Raw genomic sequence first — 21258 nt, forward strand, 5'->3', positions numbered from 1 at the left:
GCCAAGCTCCTCAGGCTGGAGTCGAGGGTGGGATTGCGAGAGGGAAACGAGATGATGATCAGGACCAGAACCCGGGCGGCGTGGGCCACGGCCCTGGCTCTCGCTCTGGCGGCAGGCGCGGCCCTGGCGCAGAAGCCGTCCGCCCAGACGCGGCCGGCGGATCAGGCCGACCAGCTTCTGAGCCAGGCCGTGCCGACCCAGGTTCCGCCGTCCGTAAATGACGGGGAGACCTACCACCGGGCAGACGATTCAGAGCAGAGCCCCGACGAGCTGCGCGTGACCCGGGCGCTCAACGACGAGATCGCCTCCCGCAACCAGCTGGCCGAGAACCAGGAGCGGGCCGACCAGGCTGAGTTCGACGCCCGGCGCGCCGAGTACGAAGAGACAGTCACGGCGGCGACCCGGGCCCAGCTGGCCTATGAGGAAGACGTTCGCCGATCCGAGGCCGCGCAGCGTCAGTGGGAAGCGGACCGCGCTCGCTGGGAGGCCGACGTCCGCGCCTGTCAGGCCGGCGACCGGATGCGGTGCGCCCCTCCGCGCTCCTGATCGATCGGGACCACGCCCTTCCGGAATGCCCATCGCCATGATGCGGGCGCGGCGAGCGGGTAGGCTGAACTGGGACGAGCGATGACGGATCACGCGGCCGCCGACACGGTGGACGAAGAACGTCCGAATGGCGAGGCTGCGCGGCCCCATCGTCACGCCGACCGGCCTTTGGCCAGCGGCCGGATCGATACCTGGCGGCATCCGCTGACGTTACGGTTGACCCACTGGCTCAATGTCCGGGGACGGCGACCACTACTATTAGAGTGTCGACATCCTCGAGGCCCGTCACGAGCAGACCATCCTGGCCTACGAGATGAACGACCAGATCCTGCCTATCGCCAACGAGGCGCCATTGCGACTGAGGCTGGAGCGGCAGCTGGGTTACAAGATGGCTAAACATATCAATCGGTGGAAATGGTCGAAAGCTTCGCCCACATCGCCGGCGGCAAGGGCGGCTACTGAGAACACGGCGGCTATCGGTGGCACGCCGGGATCTGAAGCGTCGCCATGAACGAAAAGGGAGACGGGCCGTTGGGCTGGCTCACACCTATCGGAGACGCAGGCCCATGGCAGACACCCCCAACATCGCCGCGACCAAACGCTTTGGCGAGATCGTCAACACGGGCGACCTCGACGCTTTTCACGAGGTCGTCGCCGATGGCTGCGTCGATAACGATCCGGCGCCGGATCAGGGGACCGGGCCTGAGGGCTTCAAGACCTTCTTCACCGGCATGCGCGCCGCCTTCCCCGACCTGAAGGTGGAACCCAGGACCTTGGTGGCCGATGGCGATCAGGTGGCATTCGCCTACGAGATCACCGGCACCCACAAGGGCGTCTTCAGCGGTGTCACGGCCACCGGCAAGCCCATCAAGGTGCGCGGCATGCAGATCGGCCGGTTCGAAAATGGCAAGATGGTCGAGCGGTGGGGCAGCTCCGATGAGCTCGGCATTCTCAAACAGATCGGCGCCGCCCCGGTGTGATCGGTTACCCCGCGACCATGCTCATGTCGCGGCGGGCCATCATCTTGTCGAACTCGCCCCAGACGCCCTCGGCGCCGTGCCAGGCCCCGGTGGTGGCGGCCTTGGAGTATTCGGTGGCGCGGGCCTCGAAGAAGTTGGCGTGCTCGACCCCCGACAGAAGGGACTGGAGCCAGGGCAGGGGGTTCTCCTTCACGCCGTACAGCTCGGGCAGCTTGAGCTGGCGCAGGCGCCAGTCGGCGATGAAGCGGATATACTGTTTGATGTCCTCGGGCGTCATGCCGTTCACGTCGCCGGCCTCGAAGGCCAGGTCGATGAACTTGTCTTCCAGACCGACCACGGTGCGGCAGCATTCGACGATGTCGTCGGCCACCGAAGGGGTGACGCAGCCCGTCTCGGCGTTGAAGGCGTGGTACAGCTTGATGATGCCGTCGCAGTGCAGGCTCTCGTCGCGCACCGACCAGGACACGATCTGGCCCATGCCCTTCATCTTGTTCTGGCGCGGGAAGTTCATCAGCATCGCGAACGAGGCGAACAACTGCAGCCCCTCGGTGAAGCCGCCGAACATGGCCAGGGTGCGGGCGATGTCGGCGTCGGTCTCGACCCCGAACTGGCCCATGTAATTGTGTTTGTCCCGCATGGCCTCGTATTCCATGAAGGCGCCGAACTCGCTCTCGGGCATGCCGATGGTCTCGAGCAGCAGGGCGTAGGCCGCGATGTGGATCGTCTCCATGTTGGCGAAAGATGACAGCATCATCTTCACCTCGGTCGGTTTGAACACACGACCGTATTTTTCCATGTAGTTGTCCGCGACCTCGATGTCCGACTGGGTGAAGAAGCGGAAGATCTGCGTCAGCAGGTTGCGCTCCTTGTCGTTCAGGTTCGCCGCCCAGTCCTTGCAGTCCTCGCCCAGAGGCACCTCTTCCGGCATCCAGTGGACCTGCTGCTGCTTCTTCCACATGTCGAAAGCCCACGGGTAACGGAACGGCTTGTAGGCGGCAGACGGGGTCAGCAGGCCGGCCCGGGCGGGCGTGATGATTGTGTGGGCGTTCATGGGGGAGCTCGGGAAATGGCGCGGAAAGGACTGGAGCCAATGAACTCCAGAATCGCACCAATTGCTACCTGTTGAGGGTTAACGATCCCCAGCATCAACATCTTGTGTGCAGCGGGGGATGGTTTGCCGCGGCGACACGTCCGGGGGTGACGCTACGCGCCATTCAGCCGGTTCACTCCCCGCCGCTCGGTCTTAGCGGAGCCGGATAACGGCGTTTCGTTCATAAGCGCTCGGCGGAGCCTAGTCCTTGATCTCGGCGACGAGGGTCTTCATCCCTGCGGGATTGAGTGCGGCCGTCCCCTCCGGACGGTGGGGCTTCGTGTTCAGGGTGTTCGAGGTCTAGGCGGCCTCTGCATCAGCCGCTTCATCATTGCCGGCCATGACGGCGTCGATGGCGGCGAAGAGGCTGGCGTGGGTCAGCGGCTTGGCGACGTGGCCATCCATGCCGGCGGCCAGGCAGCGGGCCGTGTCTTCGGGCATGGCGTCGGCGGTGACGGCCAGGATCGGCATGCGGGAGAACTCGCCGGCCAGGGCGCGGATCGCCTTGGTCGCTGCCAGGCCGTCCATGCGAGGCATACGCACATCCATCAGAATCAGGTCGAAGCGCGCGGCCGACGCCATCTCCACCGCCTCGAACCCATCGACGGCCTCGAAGATGTCGCAGCCCAGCGGCGCGAGCATCAGCCGGGCTACCTCGCGATTGGTCGGATGGTCGTCGACGATCAGCACCCGGGCCGCGGCCCCGGCCTCGGCGATGGCGGGCTCGGCGCTGCCGGTCGTCGCATCCTCGTCCGCCAGGGCGAGGGGCAGGCTGACGACGAAGGTCGAGCCGGCGATGGAAGTGCTCTCCAGGGCGATTTGGCCGCCCATGGAACGGGTCAGGCGCCGCGCGACGGTGAGGCCCAGACCGCAGCCGACATGGGTGCGGCTGATGGAATCGTCGGCCTGGACAAAGGCGTCGAACAGGGTGGGGATCAGGTCGGGATCAATGCCGGGGCCGGTGTCGGAGACCCGGAAGACGGTCAGGGGGCCTTCACGCGCCACGCTGATGTCGATCTCGCCCTGGGCCGTGAACTTGACCGCGTTGGAGACCAGCCGGTGAAGGATCTGGCGCAGGCGGCGGCGGTCGGCGAGGAGGAAGGCTTTGGCGCCAGGCAGGACGCGGACACGCAGCGGCAGGCCTTTGGAGGCGGCGACGTCTCGGCTGGCGGCCGCGGCCTGGGCCAGCAGCTCGACCGGGTCGATCGTCTCCAGACAGGCGTCTGCCTCGCCGTGCGACACCTCCAGCAGGTCCTCGACCAGCGTCAGCAGCGCCGCGCCGGACCGCTGGATTTCCTCCACCTGATGACGGGCGTCGCGGGGCAGACCCGATCGACGCGACAGGATTTCAGCATAGCCCACGACGCCATGCGGGGGGGTGCGCATCTCATGGCTCATCAGTGCCAGGAAGCGGGACTTGGCGGCGTCCGCCGCCTCGGCCTGGCTGCGGGCCATCTGAGCGGCGCGGGTACGGGTCTCCAGTCGTTCGATCATCCGCCGGCGCTCGGACACGATCGTCGAGACCGGCAGGGCGATCGCGACCAGGGTCAGCAGGAAGCCGTAGAAGACGTTCAACCGGCGCACCAGGTCCGGGATATGGGCCAGTTCAGGCTCGACGGCGAGCCGCTGGAGCGTGACCGGGCCGTGGCCGGTAAGGGTGGCGACGCCGCCGATCAGTGCCACCAGAAGGACTGCCAGAGCCGAGCCGGTCGTCGAGACCCGGAAGACCAGCAACACGAGGGGCGGGAAGATCAGATAGCTGATCGGCGCGCTCGACTGGCAGAAGACAGCAAGGGTGACAGCGGTCAGCAGGCTGAACAGGGCGACCGTTTCGCGCGGGCCATCCTCGGCGCTCGTCCCGGCGAACCGGTGGCGGCGCGCGAGCAAAAGCAGGGCCGGGGTGACGGTCAGAAGACCCAGGGCCTCCATGGCGAAATAGCGCTCGAGGGTGAAGACGTAGAGCCCCGGCGAATAGTCGTTCACGACGGCCGCGAGGCTGACGATGAAGGCCGTACAGATCAGGACGGCCGGGGTCACGGCCGCCACGGCGAAGCGCAGCAGGCGGCGGGGGCAACGCAGGTCCAGGGCCGCGCCGCAGACCCGCCGGGCCAGGACGCCGGCGATCAGGACCTGTGCGAGGTTCAGCACCGCGTTGAGCCACATGAAGGGCATGGGGTCGCCGCGCACGACATTGGTAACGAGATTGATCGCCAAACACGCGGCCAGGACAGCGATGGCCTTGCGACGATGCAACTGGAGGTAGGCAGCCAGAAGGATGCCGTTGGCCGGCCACATCACGATCGCGCCGAACTGCTGCACGCTCCACAGACCGATGAGGAGGCTGGCGCAGAACAGCGCCACATAGGCCCAGGCAGGGGGGCCTGCTTCTCGTCCTGTTTCGTGGCGGAAAATCCGCCAGCGGTCTTGCATCAGCGTCATTCCTTGCCGCGCGACAGATTTGTCATCCCACAGAAAGGTTTAAGTCAGGGTAGTATCGGCATCCGTAGTTGCCCTTACCGGGCGATCAGGCCGCGAGCAGCATCCACAGACCTGTCGCGGCGAAGGCGGCGGCTGCGGCCATGCGAATGTATTTGAGCGGCAGACGTTGGGCGGTCGCCTCGCCCAGCAGAACCGCCGGGGCGTTGACCAGCATCATCCCCAGGGTCGAGCCGGCCACGACCAGGGGCAGGTTCTCGAACCGGATCGCCAGGCCGGCCGTGGCGATCTGGGTCTTGTCGCCCATCTCGACCAGGAAAAAGGCGGCGGTTGTGGTCCAGAAGACGCCGGCGAAGGTCTTTTCCGGCCCCTGATCGTCCTGCACGTCGAGGGTGTCGGGGATCAGGGCCCAGACCGCGAAGCCGAGAAAGGCGATGCCGACGATCCGCTTCGTCCAGGGTCCGGCGAGATACTGCGCCGCCAGGGTCCCGGCGAGGGCGGCGAAGGCGTGGTTCGCCAACGTCGCGGCCAGGATGCCGAGGATGATCGGCGCGGGCCGCCGCCAAGCCGCCGCCAGCGCGACAGCCAGCAGCATCGTCTTGTCGCCGATCTCCGCGAGGGAGACGAGGCCGACCGAGATCAGAAAAGCTTCCAAGGATCTCCCCGAAAAGGGCGCTGCGTGTAGCGGCCGCCACACCCTGGGGCAAGCGCGACAGTGACGGTAGACAGGCCGAAATGGTTAATATATCGCTGTTAGAGCGGCTCGCCCGCTGCCCTGGGCGGTTCGCCTTATGGGAGAAAAGCGAGGTCTCGCAAGGACTTGAGGGGAGCTGAACATGGATCCGATCACTTCGATCGTGGCCGCCATGCTGATCTCCGGCGCCGCGGCGCCGGCGGATGGTCATGGCTGTCCCGAAGCACCGCACTATGGCGACGTACCCTGCTCATGCACGCGCGTCGTGGACTTCTACGGCCCCTGGACCGGCGGCGGCGCCGGCTGGCCAGGACCGGGCGGCTGGGGCCCGCCGATCAACAATCCAGGGCCGCCTATTCATGTCTCGTCGCCGGGCGTTCGCGTGATCGGCCGTCAGATCAACGTGGCCGGCCCGACCATCTACATCGACGGCCCCCCGGTCTATGTCGACGCGCCGCCGATCCGCATCGCGCCGGCCCAGATCTACGTCCAGCGTCCCGAGGTCCATGTTCGGCCGTCGGAGATCCTCGTCGAGCCGCCGGAAGTCCACTTCTCGGACTGCACCGAAGGCCCCGCCTGCACGCCGGCGGGCGGCTACTGAGCCGACGATCCGCGACTGAAATGACGGAGGGCCCCGGCGGAAACGCCGGGGCCCTTTTTCTTCGCTCTTCCCTTTCGTCGTTCTCCGACAAGCGCAGCCTGCCGGAGGATGACGACCGGGAAGTCAGTTCGCCGACGTTTGGTCCGCCTCGGCGTTCGACGACGCAGCCGTTGCGGAGCGCGCTCCGCCCGCCGGTGCGGCGCAGTAGTCGCGGGTCTCCCGCGCCAGAGCGAGGTAGCCGCCGTCCAGGGCGGCCTTGATCGCCGCGTAGCAATGGTCCTCGCTCAACAACCGGGTGACCTCGCGGCGCACGGCGAGATAGGCGTCCTGCTTGTCGCGCAGTGAACGGGCGGCGCGGCGGTCGTCGGGCAGGCACAGCGACATCCAGCCGGCGTCGGCGCAGCGGGAGACCAGCCGCGCCTCGCGCTCGCTCAGGACGCCGGTGTCGATCGGCCGGACCGGGCCGGGATCGACGGGGACGGCGAGAGGCGGGCCGGCGGGTTCGGTGACGGTGGTTGACGGAAGGGTCCCGCGCGACGGCGCCTCGACGTTGGGGGCCGCGCCGAGGATGGCGGCGGGCGCGTCGGTGACGATGTCGTTGCCCGGGATCGGCACGATCTCGATGTCGGGCACGGCATAGCGGCAGACCCAGCGGCCGCCTTCCATGGCGCAGGACTGCAGCGTGGCATGAACGGCCTGATCCGCCGCGGCCGGCACCGGGCCGGTGAGCAGGGCGAGCATCAGGCTGATCATAGAAGCCTCCTGCCGCGAGGCCCGGCGACGGACGAGTCCCGCGGGCGGTCGGTCAGCCTGGATATTAACGCTTTCGGCGACGGCGGACCTAGCGAAATCTCAGCCTTCGGCGACCGGTGTTTCGTCGACCAGACGGGCGTGGCGGCGCGTCTGCCTGCGCTCGACCGCATAACTGACCAGCCACAGGGCCATCGCCCAGGCCGCACCGACGCACCATCCGGCCATGACGTCCGAGGCCCAGTGGGCGCCGAGGTAGACGCGGGTCAGTCCGACCATCAGAGCGAAGACCATGCCGACGCCGAGGACGTAGGCCTTCAGTCGACGCCGGGGGAAGGCGCGGGTCATCATCACCGCGACGGTCAGGTAGAAGACCGTCGACAGAAGAGCGTGGCCGGAGGGGAAACTGGCGTTCAGCGTCTCCACCGCCTGGAAGGCCGCGGGAGGGCGTTCACGCTGGAACAAGGCCTTCAGCCCCTCGCTCAGGGCGACCCCGCCGGCGAGGCCGATCAGCAGCAGCAGGGCCGAAAGCCACTTCCTGAGGATCAGCAGCATGCCCAGGGCGACGACGGCGAACAGGGTCAGGACGGCAATGCCCCCCAGGGAGGTGATGTCGGCCGCCGCTTCATGCAGCCACCAGGGGCCGCGTGGCTGGCCGGCGACCGGCTGCATCCAGTGCAGGACCATCTGATCGAAGGCCTGGCCGTCGGCCTCGGTCATGTCGTCGGCGATCTCGACGAAGGTCATGGTCCCGAGGGTGACGATGGCAAGGGCGCCGAGGGCCGCGAACTCCGCCCGCGCTACGGTGATCGCGCGACGCAAGAAAGGGATGAGATCGGAGGATTGCATCGCTCGCTAACGGCCAAGCTGGGATGCCGTTCCCGATCACGGCTTCGTGAACCCTGTCACAATGGTGCGTCGCACGGCCGTCGCGGCTTTTGCACAGGCTCATCCCCCGTCTCGAAGTGATTCGAGACGAATTCCGGCGTCAAGCCCGTTGACCATTGGTTAGGCATCTGCGCCCCATATGTTGGTTCGGGGAGCGCTTCGGCCACTAGATGCAGTGGTTCGAACGCAGGCGGCTTCACTTCGATTTTAGTTCAGGGCGATGACGATTATGGCTGGCGGCGAAGCGTTGAAGACGGTGGGATTCGAGGCCCTCAAGGCTGCGCCGAGCTCTGAGAAGCCCCATCTGACGGTGGTGCGCAGCCTCGAACTGGACCGGACTCGCGACGACCTCCTGACCGACTTCGGCAAGAAGACGCTGGAAGACCGCTACCTGCTGGCCGGTGAAAGCTATCAGGACATGTTCGCCCGCGTCGCGACGGCCTATGCCGATGACGCCGACCATGCCCAGCGCGTCTATGATTACATGTCAAAGCTGTGGTTCATGCCCTCGACGCCGGTGCTGTCGAACGGCGGCGCCGATCGCGGCCTGCCGATCTCCTGCTTCCTGAACTCGGTGCAGGACAGCCTCGACGGCATCCAGCGCGTCTGGAACGAGAATGTGTCCCTGGCCTCCAACGGCGGCGGTATCGGCACCTACTGGGGCGGGGTCCGCTCTATCGGCGAGAAGGTCAAGGGCGCGGGCCAGACCTCGGGCATCATCCCCTTCATCCGCGTGATGGACTCCCTCACGCTGGCGATCTCGCAGGGGTCCCTGCGTCGCGGGTCGGCGGCGGTCTACCTGGACGTCCACCACCCGGAGATCGAGGAGTTCCTGGAAATCCGGAAGCCCTCGGGCGACTTCAACAGAAAGTCCCTGAACCTGCACCACGGCATCAACATCACTGACGAGTTTATGGAGGCGGTGAAGGCCGGCGGGCCGTTCGGCCTGCGCTCACCCAAGAACGACGAGGTGCTGAAGACCGTCGACGCCCGCAGCCTGTGGCAGAAGATCCTCGAAATCCGCCTGCAGACCGGTGAGCCCTATCTGATCTTCTCCGACACGGTGAACCGCCAGATGCCCAGGCATCAGCGCGAGTTGGGGTTGAAGGTGAAGCAGTCGAACCTGTGCAGCGAGATCATGCTGCATACCGGTCCCGACCACCTGGGCATCGACCGCACCGCCGTCTGCTGCCTGTCGTCTGTCAACGCCGAGATGTTCCTGGAGTGGCGCGAGGAGCCGCGCTTTGTCGAGGACGTGATGCGCTTCCTGGACAATGTCCTGGAGGACTTCATCACCCGCGCTCCTCCGGAAATGGCTGCCGCCGTCTATTCGGCCAAGCGCGAGCGTTCGGTCGGTCTGGGCCTGATGGGCTTCCACTCCTTCCTGCAGGCGCAAGGGGTGGCCTTCGAAAGCGCCATGGCCAAGTCGTGGAACATGCGCCTGTTCAAACACCTGCGTCGCGAGGCCGACAAGGCCAGCGTCAAGCTGGCCGAGGAGAAGGGCGCCTGCGAGGACGCCGCCGAGCGCGGCATCATGGAGCGGTTCAGCCACAAGCTGGCCATCGCCCCGACCGCCTCGATCTCGATCATCTGCGGCGGGACCTCGGCGGGCATCGAGCCGATCCCGGCCAACATCTATACCCACAAGACCCTGTCGGGCTCGTTCGCGGTCAAGAACCCCTACCTGGAGAAGCTGCTGGACGGCTACGACGCCAACACCGACGCGGTCTGGTCCTCGATCCTGGAGCACGAGGGCTCGGTCCAGCACCTGGACGTGCTGAACGACGACGAGAAGGGCATCTTCAAGACCGCCTTCGAGCTGGACCAGCGCTGGGTCGTCGAACTGTCGGCCGATCGTTCGCCGGAAATCTGCCAGGCCCAGTCGATCAACCTGTTCATCCCGGGCGATGTGAACAAATGGGACCTGCACATGCTGCACTGGTCGGCGTGGGAGCGGGGGGTGAAGTCGCTGTATTACCTGCGCTCCAAGTCGGTGCAGCGCGCCGCCTTCGCCGGCGCCGAGGACAAGGCCGAGGTCGAGGTCGACCCCAACCAGCCGGACCTCTTCTCCGCCGCCCCGACCGACTACGACGAGTGCCTGGCCTGCCAATGACCCGAAACGGGTCGGCCCTGAAATCGCACTGATCTTGACGAGCGGTTCCCCCCGGGCGCCGCTCGTTTCGCGTCTGCAGGGGCCTTTAACCTCGATGACACCCCGGATGGGGGAACCTGTGCAGCGAAAGTCACGTTCGGCGATCATGTCAGGAAGGTGTCGCAAGAACGCGGTTGGACCTGACGCGATTCCGGTGCAGGATGGGCTTTGTTAACGGACTGTGAGGGGACCGTTGATCCGTCTGGATAGCCTGTTTCTGAGCGTACTCGCATTGGCGGCCCTGGCCGTTCCGGCAAGTGCGCAGACGTGGGTGAACCAGAACTGGTCCGATGCCCAGCAGGAAACCTCCGCCAGCATCACCGCGCAGCTGAACAGCCAGGCCAGTTTCAATGTGGCTGCGGGGCGCGAATTCGGGCCCGCGCTGGAGTTCGCCACCGACTATGCGCCGGCCGAGGCGCGCAATCCGTTCGCGGCCACGACCACCCGCGACGTCTGGCGCGAGGCGGATGGCTTCACCGACCGGCTGAGGTTGCGGACGCGGGGCGAACTGCGCCGGGCCGACGGCTCGCCTGTGCCGCCGACGCCGCTCGACCAGGCGATGTTCGACGCCGACGGCTATGAGGTCAGCTACACGCGCGGCTGGACGACGGCGCGCGGCTATACAGCCTCCGGTCTCGAGGTGACCCTGACGCCGCACGTCGGCATCGGCGCGGGCGACCGGGGCGGCACGGCCGAGGCCGGCGCTACCCTGCGGATCGGCTCGACCGCGGACCGCATCCTGCCGGAAGGGGCCGAGGCCTTCGGTGAGCGGGCCCGCTGGTACATCTATGCCGCCGGATCCGGCACGGCCGTCGGCTATAATTTCGCGCGGACCCGGGACGGCGAGTACACCCGCTCCGGCTACAGCCGCGACAGCGGCACATTCCTGGGTGACGCCTCGATCGGGGTGGCCCTGCGCCGGGGCGACATGCAGGGCTCGTTCGGCCTCGTCTATCGCGAGATCGAGGCCGAGGGCATGCACGGCGGCCACGGCATCGACAACGATGTCTCCGAAGGCCTCGTCGCCTTCCAGTTGTCGATCAAGCCCGAGTGGTGAGGGCGGACTAGATCCAGCCCCTTCGCCGGAAATACAGCAGCGGCGCGGCCGCCGAGATCACCATCAGGCCCAGGGCCATCGGATAGCCCTCCATCCAGCGAAGCTCGGGCATATGCTCGAAATTCATGCCGTAGATGGCCCCGATCAAGGTCGGCGGCATCAGTACCGCGGTGAAGATCGAGAACATTTTGAAGATTGACGACTGCTCGATGTTGATCAGGCCGAGCGCGGCCGAGAGCTGGAAGTTGATGCCCGAGGCGACGGCCTGATTGTGCGCGATCAGGCTGGTGGCGTCACGGCTGAGCGAGCGCAGGTGCTCGCGCGGCTCGTCGGCGTGCTCGAACCAGTCGTCGACGGTGACGAAGGCGAAGACCCGGGCGAGACCGGCCAGGCTCTGTTCGATGCGGGCGCTGGCGATATGCGCCCGGCCGAGCTTGGTGATCAGGTGTTTGAAGCCGACTGTCTTGCCCTCGGAAAAGACGTGCACGCCGAAACCCTCGACCTTGGCGCCCAGGCCCGACAGCACGTCGGAGGCTCGGTCGATGATCGCCTCCATCAGGTTCAGGAACATATCGGCGCCTGTCTGGCACAGCGCCGGCTCACGCTCGAGCTTGTCGGTGAACATGGTGAAGGGGCGCGGGTCAAAATAGCGGATGGTGACCATCGGCCCCTTGGTCAGGACGAAGGTGACCGGGTCGATGCCGGGCAGGTCGTCGTCGCCGCGATGCAGGATGTCGGCGGTGACGTAGGTTGCGCCGCCCTCGCGATACAGCCGGCTGGAGGCCTCCAGTTCGCTCATCTCGGCGCGGGTGGGAATTGAGATGCCCAGGGCCCGCTCGACGGCGGCGTCTTCACCGTGACTGGGTTCGATCATGTCGATCCACAGGGTGTCGGGCGGCATTTCCCATCCGCCGATGACGTCGATCTCGACCGCCTCGCAGGCGGCGCAGCCCGATCGATAGAGGCGGATCATTCGGGGCGGGCTCGGGGTGTGGGGGTCAGGTCGGGGTCAGTTGGTCGCGGTGGTCGTGGCGTTCGCCGCGACCTGGCGGCCGGCGTCATAGGCGTCGCGGGCACCGTTGTAGATGAAACCATAGGTCGGATAGACGGTCGAACCGAGGTCGCGGATCGGATTGTACCAGACCTTGACCTGGGACCAGTCGTTCTGGCCCGAGACGTCGACGACGGTGACGTTTTCCTCGACGCGGCCGCGGCTGCCGCCCCAGTTTGCGTGGGTCACGCGGATCACGCGGTCGGTCAGGATGTCGGAGACGACGGCGACGTGGCCCCGGCTCATGCGGCCTTCGGGCCGGAACACCAGGACCGAGCCGGTCTCGGGCGCACGGCCGGTGCGGAAGCGGTCGACGGCCTGATTCCACCAGGTCCAGGCGTCGCCGAAGATGTTGATGCCTGAGAACATGCGGGCGAAGGTGACGCACTGCCAGTACGGATCGTCGGCCTTGGCGGGGGCGGGCGACAGGGCGAAGAACCCCAGGCACGCGGCAACCAGAGCGGCGGTGATCCGTTTTGTCATACTGAATTGTTTCTGCCTGTTACGCCCGCACTATCCCTAGACGATAGTTAGCGGAGGGTAAAAGCCCCTTTTCAGGCGAGTTGCGGACCGCCTGCGCGGGCCTTCGCGCGCTCGGCCCGCCGCTTTGCGACGTCGCGCAGCGCCCGTCGGGCAGGGAATTCGACCAGGTGGTAGGACACGGCCGCCACCAGCGGCAGGGTCAGGAACACAGCCAGCCACACGAAAAGTTGAAGCTTTTCGCCCCCGCCCGTGAGCTTCGACGCCGCGTTCACGGCCAGCAGTTTCCACGGCACGACGACCATATAGACCGAGTAGCTGATCTCTCCGAGATAGACGGCGGGCTTCGACGCCAGCCAACCGGCGCGGGCGTTGGGCAGCGAGGCGAGGGCCACGATCAATGCGCCGCACAGGGGCACGATCATAGCGTCCGGCGCCTGCAGCGAACCGGCCACGGCGATGGCCGCCGCGACGCCGGCGGCGATCCAGCCGGGACGCGGGAGGCGGATCTTGCGATGCATCAGATACAGGGCGCAGCCGAGGGCGAAACAGGGAACGATCCGCAGGGCGCCCCAAAGGATGGTGGCCTGGGTCAGGGGGAAGCCGGCCAGCATCTGGAAGACGAAGTAGAGCGCCACGAGGAAGGCCACTGCGCCGATCACCGCGGCGATCGGCCTCTCGCGCAGCCGCCAGGCGACGAAGGCGAAGGCGGGGAAACAGAGATAGGCGAACCATTCCGCCGAGATCGACCATGACGGATGGTTCCAGCCGGCCACGGGGGCGAAGCCCCAGGCGTGGACCATCAGGAGGTTGGCGGGCAGGGCCGCCCAACTAAGGATGTTGCCGTTGATGCTGAGGCCCGCAGCGACGGCGCCGAAGGCCAGTGCGCCGACCCCTATCAGGGTGGCGATATGCAGCGGATAGACCCGCGCGATCCGGGCCCACAGAAAGCTGCCATAGCTGAACCGCTTCTCGCCATGCGCCGCCAGATAGACGTGGCAAAGGATGAAGCCCGAGAGGACGAAGAACAGTTCGACCCCCAGATAGCCCTTGGCCACCAGGTTGGGCATGAAGCCGACGTCTAGGTCGGGCCAGAAGGCGAACAGGGCCACCCATATGGCGGCGCCGAAGCGCAGCGCGGTGAGAGGACGCAGATCCTGCGGCGTTTCCAGCTGGGTCATTCCTCCCCTATGCAGCTGACGCGGTTCCAGAACCGTTAAGTGAACGATGAAAGATGCAGACGTGACCGCACAGACCCTGACCTTCGATGATGTCGCCTGCGCCGCAGCAACTCAGGCGGGGCTGACCGAGGCGCAGGCCACCGCCGCCCTGACCGGGGCGCTGGGCTTGCTGGATCGCCATGCCAGGCGCGAGCCGCTGGCGGCGCTCTATGCCGCCGTCGACGGAGCGGAGACGGCGGCGCGCTCCAGGGCCGCCGATCGTTCGAAACGCGGCCTGTTCGGCGGGATCGTGGCCTCGGCTGGAGGGGTTTCGGGCGCGGCGGTGGCAGAGGCCATGGGCCTGCTGGATCGTCTCGGGAGCGAGGGCGTGGACAAGGCGGCGCTTAAACGGCTGCTACCCGCCGCGCGCGACCGGGTGCAGGCGGCGACCGGACGTGACCTGCTGGGCGAGGCGGTGCGCAGCGTCCCGGGCGTGGGGCCGTTGTTGGGCGACAGCTAGGGCGCCGGCTGGCTCTCGAGGAAGGCGACGGAGGCGGCGCAACCGTTCAGCGTCTGTTCACCCAGTTCGACGCGCGCGGTCAGGGGATAGACCCGGTCGCTCATGCCGTCCGAACAGTCCGTGGCGATCAGGGTCACGACGAGGGTCGCGCCGTCCGCCCCGGCGGCTGCATAGACCGCCGTGGTGCCCTGAAGGGTTGGGCTGGGGTTGGTCACGCTGAAGCCCGGGTTGTCGACGGCGGAATAGGTCAGGGTCCCGGGGGTAATCTCTACGCCCCAGAAGGGCTCGGTGCCGATGGCGCGGAGCGGCTGGCCCAGATCGACGCCGCCGAGGACGGAGGGCGCGGCCGGCGGATGGGCCTCAGACCGGGGCGTTTCGCTCGGGCTGGAACAGGCCGCGAGAGCAAGCAGGGCGAGAGCGAGAAGGGGAAGGCGCATCGGATCGGCTCCGGGACAGGTTCGTGATGACCATGCAGGCGAACCCGTCCGGGTCAAGTTTCGTCGGTATCGGCGCGACCGGGATCCAGACTGTTGTCGACCTGATCGTCCCACCCTTCGCGGTTCGACTTGAAGGCCAAGGCCATCAATCCCCAGGTCAGGCCGACCGTCCCCGCGACCCCAAGCCCCATGGCGATCCAGCCGTGCAGCGGCAGGTCGCCCCCGCCTATGGCGACCCAGAACAGGCCCAGCCCCCAGGTCGCGACGGCCGAGAGGACGAGGGCGATCAGGGCGTAGATGCAGAAACGCTGAACATGGCTGGGCATGGCCAAGTCATAGCACGTCTCAGGCCGCTACGCTGCTCCGGCGGCGGGCGCGGCGCATCTGTCGCGCAGCCCGGGGGCAGGCGAGCGCGAGCCGGTGCAGGACGGCGACGACCAGGCCCGTGAGCGCCCACGACAGGAGGATGTCCGACAGGAAATGCCCGCCGAAGGCGATCCGATTGAGCGACAGCGCGGCGGCATAGGTCATGACGGCGGGCAGGGCCCAGCGACGCCACGGCGCCGGGACCATCAGGACGACGACCGCCACCATCCAGGCGGCGGACGAGGCCTCGCCCGAGACGAAGGAGCAGTTGGACAGGCAGTTGTCTGAGATCTGCCAGGCGCGGGTGAAGTGGGTGTCGCCGCCGAAGGCCTCGATCTGGATCGGCCTGGCGCGGCCCCACATCGATTTCAGAACGCCGTTGACCAGGAATCCCGAGGCGATGACCAGACTGACCAGCAGAACGGTCGCCCGACGACCCCAGCCCTCGAGACGGCGGGGATTGCGGCGCAGCGCCAGGACGATCTCGCCGGCCAGGCCCAGAAGCATCAGGCCGAGCACCCAGGTCGAGGACCTGCGCAGCCCCTTCAGGACCGGATTGTCGGCCAGGGCGAAGCCCGCGTCCGGGCTGTAGAACAGGGCGCTGACCGCCATATCGACGCCCGGCAGAAGGACGAAATACAGCGACAGGGCGATGAGCGTCACGAAGGCCAGGGTCACGGGCTCGTCGGCGCGCAGGCCCGACGCCAGCGAAAGCTGCAATCGCGTCGCGGCCCGCCGAAGGGCGTGGATATTGAACAGCCGGCGCGCCCGCCGACCCCGTTCGCCGATGGCTGTGACCTCCGTCATCGATCCCCCAATCGAGTCGTGAGACAGCCATGGCTGACTCCTGCGGCGGGCGCGTCACGGAAACATGGGGGTTAGGCGGAGTTTCCGTGTCGGACGCGTGTAGAGACGTCCGTGGCCGTATCGCTTATGGCGTCGCCGACCCGACTTCACCCTGGCGCGGGGACCGGCTAGACGGATGACATGCCTGAACTTCCCGAGGTCGAGACGGTCCGACGCGGCCTGGAGCCGGTGCTCGTCGGGGCGCGGCTGACGCGGCTGCGGCAGAACCGCCCGGATCTGCGCTTTCCCTTCCCTGACCGGTTCGTCGAGCGTCTGGAGGGGGGGAGCGTCGAGCGGATCGACCGGCGGGCCAAATATTTGCTGGCCGCGCTATCGACCGGGGAGACCTGGGTGACCCACCTCGGCATGACCGGCCGGTTCACTGTCGACGGTGAACAGCTGGGCGAGTTCGAGGAGCCCGCGCCGATCGCCGGCAAGCATGAGCATATGAGCTTCTGCGCCCTGAAGGATGGCCGCGCCACGCGGGTGGGGTTCGCCGATGCCCGCCGGTTCGGCTTCATGGGTCTGATCCCGACCGACCAGGTCGAGACCCACCCGTGGTTCGTCGGCATGGGGCCGGAACCGCTCGGCAACGGCTTCTCGGCCGCCCATCTGGTCGAGGTCTTCGACGGCAAGAAGCAGAACATCAAGGTGTCGCTGCTGGACCAGCGCAACGTCGCCGGCCTGGGCAACATCTATGTCTGCGAGGCGCTGTACCGGGCCCGCATCTCGCCCCTGATCGCGGCCGGAAAGGTGTCGAAGGCGCGGTTGCAGACCCTGGCCGCGGTCATCCGCGACGTGCTCAACGACGCTATCGCGGCCGGCGGCTCGACGCTGAAGGACTTCGCCAACGCCGATGGCGGCCAGGGCTATTTCCAGCACCGGTTCGACGTCTACGGCCGCGAGGGCAAGCCCTGTCTCGGCGAGGGCTGCACCGGCGTGGTCAAACGTGTCGTCCAGGGCGGTCGGTCGACCTTCTACTGCCCCTCCTGCCAGAGGCGCTGATGACCCACCGGATCATCCTGTTCCGGGGCATGAACACCGGCGGCGTCCGCGCCCCCGTCGGCGAGCAGCGGGTCATGGCCGAGGCGATGGGGCTGAAGAATCCGCGCACCCTTCTGGCCAGCGGCAATCTGGTGGTCGAGAGCGATCGCGATCCGGCCGCGCTTGAGACGGATATCGAGCTCGAGATGGAGCGCCGCTTCGGGATCAAGGTCGCCGCCATGGTCCGCACGTCGGAGCAGTGGGCCGAACTCATCGCCGCCAACCCCTTCGCCCGGGAGGCCGCCGACCAGCCGGCGAAGGTTCTGGCCATGGTCATGAAGGACGGCATCAAGGCCGGGGCGCTTGAGGCGTGTCGCGCGTTGGCCGAAGGCGGCGAGGCTGTCGAGGGCCGGACCGGGCCGGGCGGCGACGTTCTCTATTTCTGGTTCCCGAACGGTCAGGGCGAAAGCGGCATCTTCAAGAAGGCCACGCCGCGCATGCTGGGGATGGGCACCGGCCGGAACTGGAACACGGTGCTGAAGTTGGGAGAGATGGTGGATGTCTGATCGTTTGGACGTGATGTAAAAAATAATAGACACAATGTCCGCGTTGTGCGACATCGAGCCCCGCCGCCTGCTGCGGCTGGGGGCCTGTCATGTCGTTTCGCGAAAAGCATCTCTGGATCAGCATCGTCGCCACCGTCGGCGTATGGGGCTTTTACGGCTGGCGGCTGATGCAGGCGATCGCCGGGGGCGGGCTGACCGATCCGGGTTTCGCCTTCGCGACGGGCGGGCTGTTCATCGGTTGTCTGGTCGTTGTGGTCCTTCTGGAGGTGGGGCTCACCTTCCTCGCGACGGCGACCACCCGGCGCGCTGAGCGCGAGGCGCGGGACGAGCGGGAACTGGTCGCCTCGCTGAAGGCCAGCCACGTCTCCCTTATGGCCCTGATCGCCATCGTCTTCAGCCTGGCCATCGCGGCCTATCTGCTGGGCTTTGCGAACGCCGCCTCGTCGGGAGCCGCCGCCCTGCCGATGACTCCGACCAACGCTCTCATTTTCGCGGCCAACATCCTGATGGGCGCGGTGATCGTGTCGGAGCTGATCCGCTATGTCTTCAACATCGCCCTGCTGCAGGGGTTGCGCTGATGTCGTATCGTGAGCGGATGTGCTGGATCAGCCTCGCGGCGACGATCATCGCTTGGTCGCTGTTCATCCGCTGGGCCGTCGCCCAGTCCCTGACCTCGCCCAGTCTGGCGGATCGGATCGGGCCTGTCGGCGGGATCGCCCTTTTCATTGTCGTGGTGTTGACGGGAGTCCCAGGAATCGTGGGCCTTTTCCACCGCAGAGCCCATCTCGGCGACGAGCGCGAGCGGCTGGCCCGGCTGACCGCCGAAAGCTGGTCGCGGAAAGTGCTGGTTGTGGTCCTGATCATCTGGGTCGGGCTTCTGGTGGATCAGGGCGGCTCGGTCGCGCGTCTGTTCGATAGCCAGAAGGTGGGAACGTGGTCGTGGCTGCCCGCCTACGTCTGGGTCCCGAACCTGATCGTCAACGCGGGTATCGGCATCGCCTTCGCTTTGATCGGCGCCGAGATCGTTCGTCTGGGCTCAGAGGTCTTTCTGCTCAGGCGTGGCCGGTGAGCAAGGGCCCCCCGCCGATCCGGAACCGTATCCGCGAGCTTCGCTTTCACGCCGGCGAGATGACCCAGGCCGATCTGGCGGCGCGGATCGGCATGACCCGCCAGACTATCGTCGCCATGGAACAGGGCAAATACTCGCCCAGCCTTGAGGCCGCCTTCCGCATCGCCGCCGTCTTCGGCGTGCCGATCACCGAGGTGTTCCAGTGGGAGGGGTGACCAACCTTCAGTGCGTGCCGCAGGCCCCGAAGTTGGCGAGGAGCCGGCGTAGTCGGGCCAGCGGAATCCCATCGGCGCACGGCGAGCCTCGAGCTGGTCGGGGTCCTCGGTGGGGAAGGGACGCATGAAGCCGTCCACGCACTGCATCTGGGTGCCGTAGCGCTGGAGTCTGCCCTCGGCGACGGCGATCCGGTCGTACATCAGGGCGTATTCGGATTTCAGCGCGTCGCCTCGCCCGGCCATGTGCTCGATCACGGGAAGAAAGCGCTTCTGCAAGTCCATGTTGGAGTGCTGGATGATGAGGAAGGCGCCGGTCGCCGCCTCCTGGCCGTAAACCTTGCTGGAGAACCAGCCCTCGGCCGGGATCATGGCGAGAAGGGCCTCGACATTCTCCGCGTTCAGCCGGTTGATCTCGGCGTCGATCACGGCGCGCGCCTCTCTCTGCTCCGGCTCGGACAGGCCCGACAGGTCGACGCCCGTCATCATCGGCCGCTGGTCCAAGGCGCGCAACGCCTCCAGCCGCGCCGTGACCGGCGCCTCGCCGTTCAGCGCCGCCAGGCCCGCCCGCGCCTCGGCCACTGCCGAATTGAACGGCGCCAGCCGGGCCTGCGCCGCAGGGCTGAGATCGGCCAGCATCAGGGCGGCGGTCAGGAACCAGATCAGCATGGCGTTCTCCCCGAGGTTGTCGCCACCCTAACCGGCGCTCGCGTTCTGGCAATGCGGGTTTCGTCGCAGGGGCGGGGCCGGTATGCAGGCGGGAGACGAACCGGAGACCGACCATGGCCGATACCTATTCCACCCTTCTGATCGAGCGGCACGCCGACGGATACGCCGTGGTGACCCTGAACCGGCCCGACGCCCTGAACGCCCTCAACTCGGCCCTGTTCAAGGATCTGTCGGCCTTCCTCGACGCGGTCGAGCATGATGACAGCGTCCGCTGCCTCATCCTGACCGGCTCGGGCGACAAGGCCTTCGCGGCCGGCGCCGACATCAAGGAGATGGCGGACCAGTCCTATGCCGACATGTACAAGGCCAACTATTTCGCCCTCGGCCACGACCGGATCACCCGCTTCAGAAAGCCGATCATCGCCGCGGTCAACGGCTTCGCCCTTGGCGGCGGCTGCGAGCTGGCCATGCTGTGCGACTTCATCGTCGCCAGCGACAAGGCGAAGTTCGGCCAGCCCGAGATCAACTTGGGCGTCGCCCCCGGCATCGGCGGCTCCCAGCGCCTGACCCGCCTGGTCGGCAAGGCCAAGGCCATGGACATGGTCTTGACCGCCCGGATGATGGACGCCGCCGAGGCCGAGCGCGCCGGTCTGGCGTCGCGCGTCGTCCCGCACGAGACCCTGCTGGATGAGGTTCGCAAGATCGCCGCGAAGATCGCCGCCCAGAGCCCGCTCGCGGTCATGGCCAACAAGGAGATGGTCAACGCCGCCCTGGAGACGACACTGACACAGGGCGTCCAGTTCGAACGCCGCCTGTTCCACTCCCTGTTCGCCTTCGAGGATCAGAAGGAAGGGATGGCGGCCTTCGTCGAGAAGCGGAAGCCGGTGTTCACGGGCAGGTAGGTGGCTGATGGGCAGTGGCTGGTGGCTGAATGGCCGGATTGATCACGGCTGCCGGACTTCAATCACCAGCCACCCATCACCAATCGCCTACCCCACCCAGACTCGCGTTGACCCTCACGCCCCCTTCCGCTATAGCCGCCCGCTCTTGAAGATTTTCTGCGCCGTGGACGGGTGTCTGCGGCGTTTCCGTTGATAGGTTTGACGATGGCCAACAATCCCGGCGCCAAGAAAGCGATCCGCAAGATCGCCGCGCGTACCGAAGTGAACAAGTCGCGCCGCACGCGTGTCCGCACCTTCCTGCGCAAGTTCCAGGAAGCCGTGATCGGGGGCGACGCCGCCGCCGCCAACTGCGCCTTCGTCGAGGCCCAGTCCGAGCTGATGCGCGCCGTCACCAAGGGTGTGGTTCACAAGAGCACGGGCTCGCGCAAGGTCTCGCGCCTGCATGCCCAACTGAAGAAAATGTCGGCGGCCTAAACCACTAGGTACGTCTACGTACACAGGCGTCTTCAGCGGGTGGTCACGCCGCTGTCATGCGAAAATCCAGCGATTTCAACGGCGAGTAAGCATCAGCTTACTCGCCGTTTCGCCGTGTGCGGATAAGTCTTCACAGCGGAACTCCGCTCGCCGAACAGGCGAAATCGAGATTTTCCTAGGCGTGATTTGGCTTTAGCGGAGTCAAACAATTTAACTGCGAATCGGCTCGCGAATCAGCGTTGACCCACGCCGCGCCGAGCGTAAGTTTTGGGCTCTAACGCACTTCCATCCCCACACGGATGAAGACGGGGCGGGGGCGAGCCCCTGC

25 protein-coding genes and 1 pseudogene are annotated in these 21258 nt (G+C 66.8%); 14 read left to right on the forward strand and 12 right to left on the reverse strand.

Annotated elements, in window-relative coordinates; genetic code table 11:
• Nucleotides 1-54 precede the first annotated feature (54 nt).
• From ACP7AZ_RS08585 to ACP7AZ_RS08595, 3 genes are all read left to right on the forward strand, one after another.
• Entirely contained in the window at nt 55-546 is a 492-nt protein-coding gene (locus tag ACP7AZ_RS08585; RefSeq protein ID WP_426038020.1) for a cell wall hydrolase, read from the forward strand.
• A 313-nt stretch (nt 547-859) separates the two neighbouring features.
• On the forward strand, nt 860-1057 hold the full coding sequence (locus ACP7AZ_RS08590; RefSeq protein ID WP_426038022.1) for a hypothetical protein: 198 nt from the start codon (nt 860-862) through the stop codon (nt 1055-1057).
• Between the two features lie 55 nt (nt 1058-1112).
• On the forward strand, nt 1113-1526 hold the full coding sequence (locus ACP7AZ_RS08595) for an ester cyclase (RefSeq protein ID WP_426038024.1): 414 nt from the start codon (nt 1113-1115) through the stop codon (nt 1524-1526).
• Nucleotides 1527-1530: 4 nt separating this feature from the next.
• Here ACP7AZ_RS08595 and ACP7AZ_RS08600 read toward each other — a convergent pair whose 3' ends face one another.
• From ACP7AZ_RS08600 to ACP7AZ_RS08610, 3 genes are all read right to left on the reverse strand, one after another.
• Complete coding sequence (locus tag ACP7AZ_RS08600) at nt 1531-2577, reverse strand: ribonucleotide-diphosphate reductase subunit beta (protein ID WP_426038026.1); 1047 nt, start codon at nt 2575-2577, stop codon at nt 1531-1533.
• 339 nt (nt 2578-2916) lie between these two features.
• Nucleotides 2917-5046 (reverse strand): response regulator, encoded by a 2130-nt coding sequence (locus ACP7AZ_RS08605; RefSeq protein WP_426038028.1) that lies wholly within the window; start codon nt 5044-5046, stop codon nt 2917-2919.
• Nucleotides 5047-5140: 94 nt separating this feature from the next.
• Nucleotides 5141-5707: a TMEM165/GDT1 family protein gene (locus tag ACP7AZ_RS08610; RefSeq protein WP_426038030.1), complete on the reverse strand. Its 567-nt coding sequence runs from the start codon at nt 5705-5707 to the stop codon at nt 5141-5143.
• Nucleotides 5708-5888: 181 nt separating this feature from the next.
• Here ACP7AZ_RS08610 and ACP7AZ_RS08615 point away from each other — a divergent pair, with 181 nt between their 5' ends.
• Nucleotides 5889-6347 carry a hypothetical protein gene (locus tag ACP7AZ_RS08615; RefSeq protein WP_426038032.1) on the forward strand — a complete coding sequence of 153 codons (459 nt, stop codon included), beginning with the start codon at nt 5889-5891 and terminating at the stop codon, nt 6345-6347.
• 123 nt (nt 6348-6470) lie between these two features.
• Here the strand turns inward: ACP7AZ_RS08615 and ACP7AZ_RS08620 are convergent, their stop codons facing one another.
• Both ACP7AZ_RS08620 and ACP7AZ_RS08625 read right to left on the reverse strand, forming a co-directional pair.
• A complete protein-coding gene (locus ACP7AZ_RS08620) occupies nt 6471-7100 on the reverse strand; it encodes a hypothetical protein (RefSeq protein WP_426038034.1) in 630 nt (209 codons plus the stop codon).
• Between the two features lie 99 nt (nt 7101-7199).
• Nucleotides 7200-7919, reverse strand: coding sequence for a phosphatase PAP2 family protein (locus tag ACP7AZ_RS08625; RefSeq protein ID WP_426038036.1), 720 nt, complete (start codon nt 7917-7919; stop codon nt 7200-7202).
• 286 nt (nt 7920-8205) lie between these two features.
• On the opposite strand from ACP7AZ_RS08625, the gene ACP7AZ_RS08630 reads away from it, so the two are divergent.
• Both ACP7AZ_RS08630 and ACP7AZ_RS08635 read left to right on the forward strand, forming a co-directional pair.
• Nucleotides 8206-10098: a ribonucleoside-diphosphate reductase subunit alpha gene (locus ACP7AZ_RS08630; RefSeq protein ID WP_426038038.1), complete on the forward strand. Its 1893-nt coding sequence runs from the start codon at nt 8206-8208 to the stop codon at nt 10096-10098.
• A 232-nt stretch (nt 10099-10330) separates the two neighbouring features.
• Nucleotides 10331-11194 (forward strand): lipid A-modifier LpxR family protein, encoded by an 864-nt coding sequence (locus ACP7AZ_RS08635; protein ID WP_426038040.1) that lies wholly within the window; start codon nt 10331-10333, stop codon nt 11192-11194.
• A 7-nt stretch (nt 11195-11201) separates the two neighbouring features.
• On the opposite strand, the gene ACP7AZ_RS08640 is transcribed toward ACP7AZ_RS08635, so the two are convergent.
• From ACP7AZ_RS08640 to ACP7AZ_RS08650, 3 genes are all read right to left on the reverse strand, one after another.
• Nucleotides 11202-12167, reverse strand: a complete 966-nt coding sequence (locus tag ACP7AZ_RS08640; RefSeq protein WP_426038042.1) for a magnesium transporter CorA family protein — start codon at nt 12165-12167, stop codon at nt 11202-11204.
• Between the two features lie 36 nt (nt 12168-12203).
• On the reverse strand, nt 12204-12728 hold the full coding sequence (locus ACP7AZ_RS08645; protein WP_425992008.1) for a CHAP domain-containing protein: 525 nt from the start codon (nt 12726-12728) through the stop codon (nt 12204-12206).
• Between the two features lie 71 nt (nt 12729-12799).
• Nucleotides 12800-13906 (reverse strand): acyltransferase family protein, encoded by a 1107-nt coding sequence (locus ACP7AZ_RS08650; protein ID WP_426038044.1) that lies wholly within the window; start codon nt 13904-13906, stop codon nt 12800-12802.
• 61 nt (nt 13907-13967) lie between these two features.
• On the opposite strand from ACP7AZ_RS08650, the gene ACP7AZ_RS08655 reads away from it, so the two are divergent.
• Nucleotides 13968-14405, forward strand: a complete 438-nt coding sequence (locus ACP7AZ_RS08655; RefSeq protein ID WP_426038046.1) for a hypothetical protein — start codon at nt 13968-13970, stop codon at nt 14403-14405.
• Here ACP7AZ_RS08655 and ACP7AZ_RS08660 read toward each other — a convergent pair.
• Genes ACP7AZ_RS08660 through ACP7AZ_RS08670 form a run of 3 tightly spaced genes read right to left on the reverse strand, consistent with a single transcriptional unit; the run spans nt 14402 to nt 16015 of the window.
• The gene (locus ACP7AZ_RS08660) at nt 14402-14842 is read right to left on the reverse strand and encodes a COG3650 family protein (protein WP_426038048.1); all 441 of its coding nucleotides are present in this window, start codon (nt 14840-14842) and stop codon (nt 14402-14404) included. The two genes, ACP7AZ_RS08655 and ACP7AZ_RS08660, sit on opposite strands and share 4 nt — an antisense overlap.
• Before the next feature lie 53 nt (nt 14843-14895).
• A complete protein-coding gene (locus tag ACP7AZ_RS08665; RefSeq protein WP_426038050.1) occupies nt 14896-15168 on the reverse strand; it encodes a hypothetical protein in 273 nt (90 codons plus the stop codon).
• A 19-nt stretch (nt 15169-15187) separates the two neighbouring features.
• A complete protein-coding gene (locus tag ACP7AZ_RS08670; RefSeq protein ID WP_426038052.1) occupies nt 15188-16015 on the reverse strand; it encodes a phosphatase PAP2 family protein in 828 nt (275 codons plus the stop codon).
• Nucleotides 16016-16195: 180 nt separating this feature from the next.
• Between ACP7AZ_RS08670 and mutM the strand changes: the two genes are divergently transcribed.
• From mutM to ACP7AZ_RS08695, 5 genes are all read left to right on the forward strand, one after another.
• The gene (gene mutM, locus ACP7AZ_RS08675) at nt 16196-17059 is read left to right on the forward strand and encodes a bifunctional DNA-formamidopyrimidine glycosylase/DNA-(apurinic or apyrimidinic site) lyase (protein WP_426038054.1); all 864 of its coding nucleotides are present in this window, start codon (nt 16196-16198) and stop codon (nt 17057-17059) included.
• On the forward strand, nt 17059-17604 hold the full coding sequence (locus ACP7AZ_RS08680) for a DUF1697 domain-containing protein (RefSeq protein ID WP_426038056.1): 546 nt from the start codon (nt 17059-17061) through the stop codon (nt 17602-17604). Before mutM ends, ACP7AZ_RS08680 begins: the two co-directional genes overlap by 1 nt.
• An 89-nt stretch (nt 17605-17693) precedes the next feature.
• Nucleotides 17694-18182, forward strand: a complete 489-nt coding sequence (locus tag ACP7AZ_RS08685) for a hypothetical protein (RefSeq protein WP_426038058.1) — start codon at nt 17694-17696, stop codon at nt 18180-18182.
• Nucleotides 18182-18673 carry a hypothetical protein gene (locus ACP7AZ_RS08690; RefSeq protein ID WP_426038060.1) on the forward strand — a complete coding sequence of 164 codons (492 nt, stop codon included), beginning with the start codon at nt 18182-18184 and terminating at the stop codon, nt 18671-18673. Before ACP7AZ_RS08685 ends, ACP7AZ_RS08690 begins: the two co-directional genes overlap by 1 nt.
• Before the next feature lie 59 nt (nt 18674-18732).
• Complete coding sequence (locus ACP7AZ_RS08695; protein WP_426038471.1) at nt 18733-18888, forward strand: helix-turn-helix transcriptional regulator; 156 nt, start codon at nt 18733-18735, stop codon at nt 18886-18888.
• Between the two features lie 123 nt (nt 18889-19011).
• Here the strand turns inward: ACP7AZ_RS08695 and ACP7AZ_RS08700 are convergent.
• Nucleotides 19012-19554 (reverse strand): annotated as a pseudogene (locus ACP7AZ_RS08700) (DUF6624 domain-containing protein); the annotation flags it as partial.
• 113 nt (nt 19555-19667) lie between these two features.
• Between ACP7AZ_RS08700 and ACP7AZ_RS08705 the strand changes: the two are divergent.
• Both ACP7AZ_RS08705 and rpsT read left to right on the forward strand, forming a co-directional pair.
• Nucleotides 19668-20456: an enoyl-CoA hydratase-related protein gene (locus ACP7AZ_RS08705; RefSeq protein ID WP_426038062.1), complete on the forward strand. Its 789-nt coding sequence runs from the start codon at nt 19668-19670 to the stop codon at nt 20454-20456.
• A 204-nt stretch (nt 20457-20660) separates the two neighbouring features.
• Entirely contained in the window at nt 20661-20930 is a 270-nt protein-coding gene (gene rpsT / locus ACP7AZ_RS08710; protein WP_426038064.1) for a 30S ribosomal protein S20, read from the forward strand.
• Nucleotides 20931-21258 lie beyond the last annotated feature (328 nt).

Origin of the sequence: Brevundimonas sp. DC300-4, from assembly GCF_049897365.1 — a bacterium.
In the GTDB taxonomy this organism is placed as follows: domain Bacteria; phylum Pseudomonadota; class Alphaproteobacteria; order Caulobacterales; family Caulobacteraceae; genus Brevundimonas.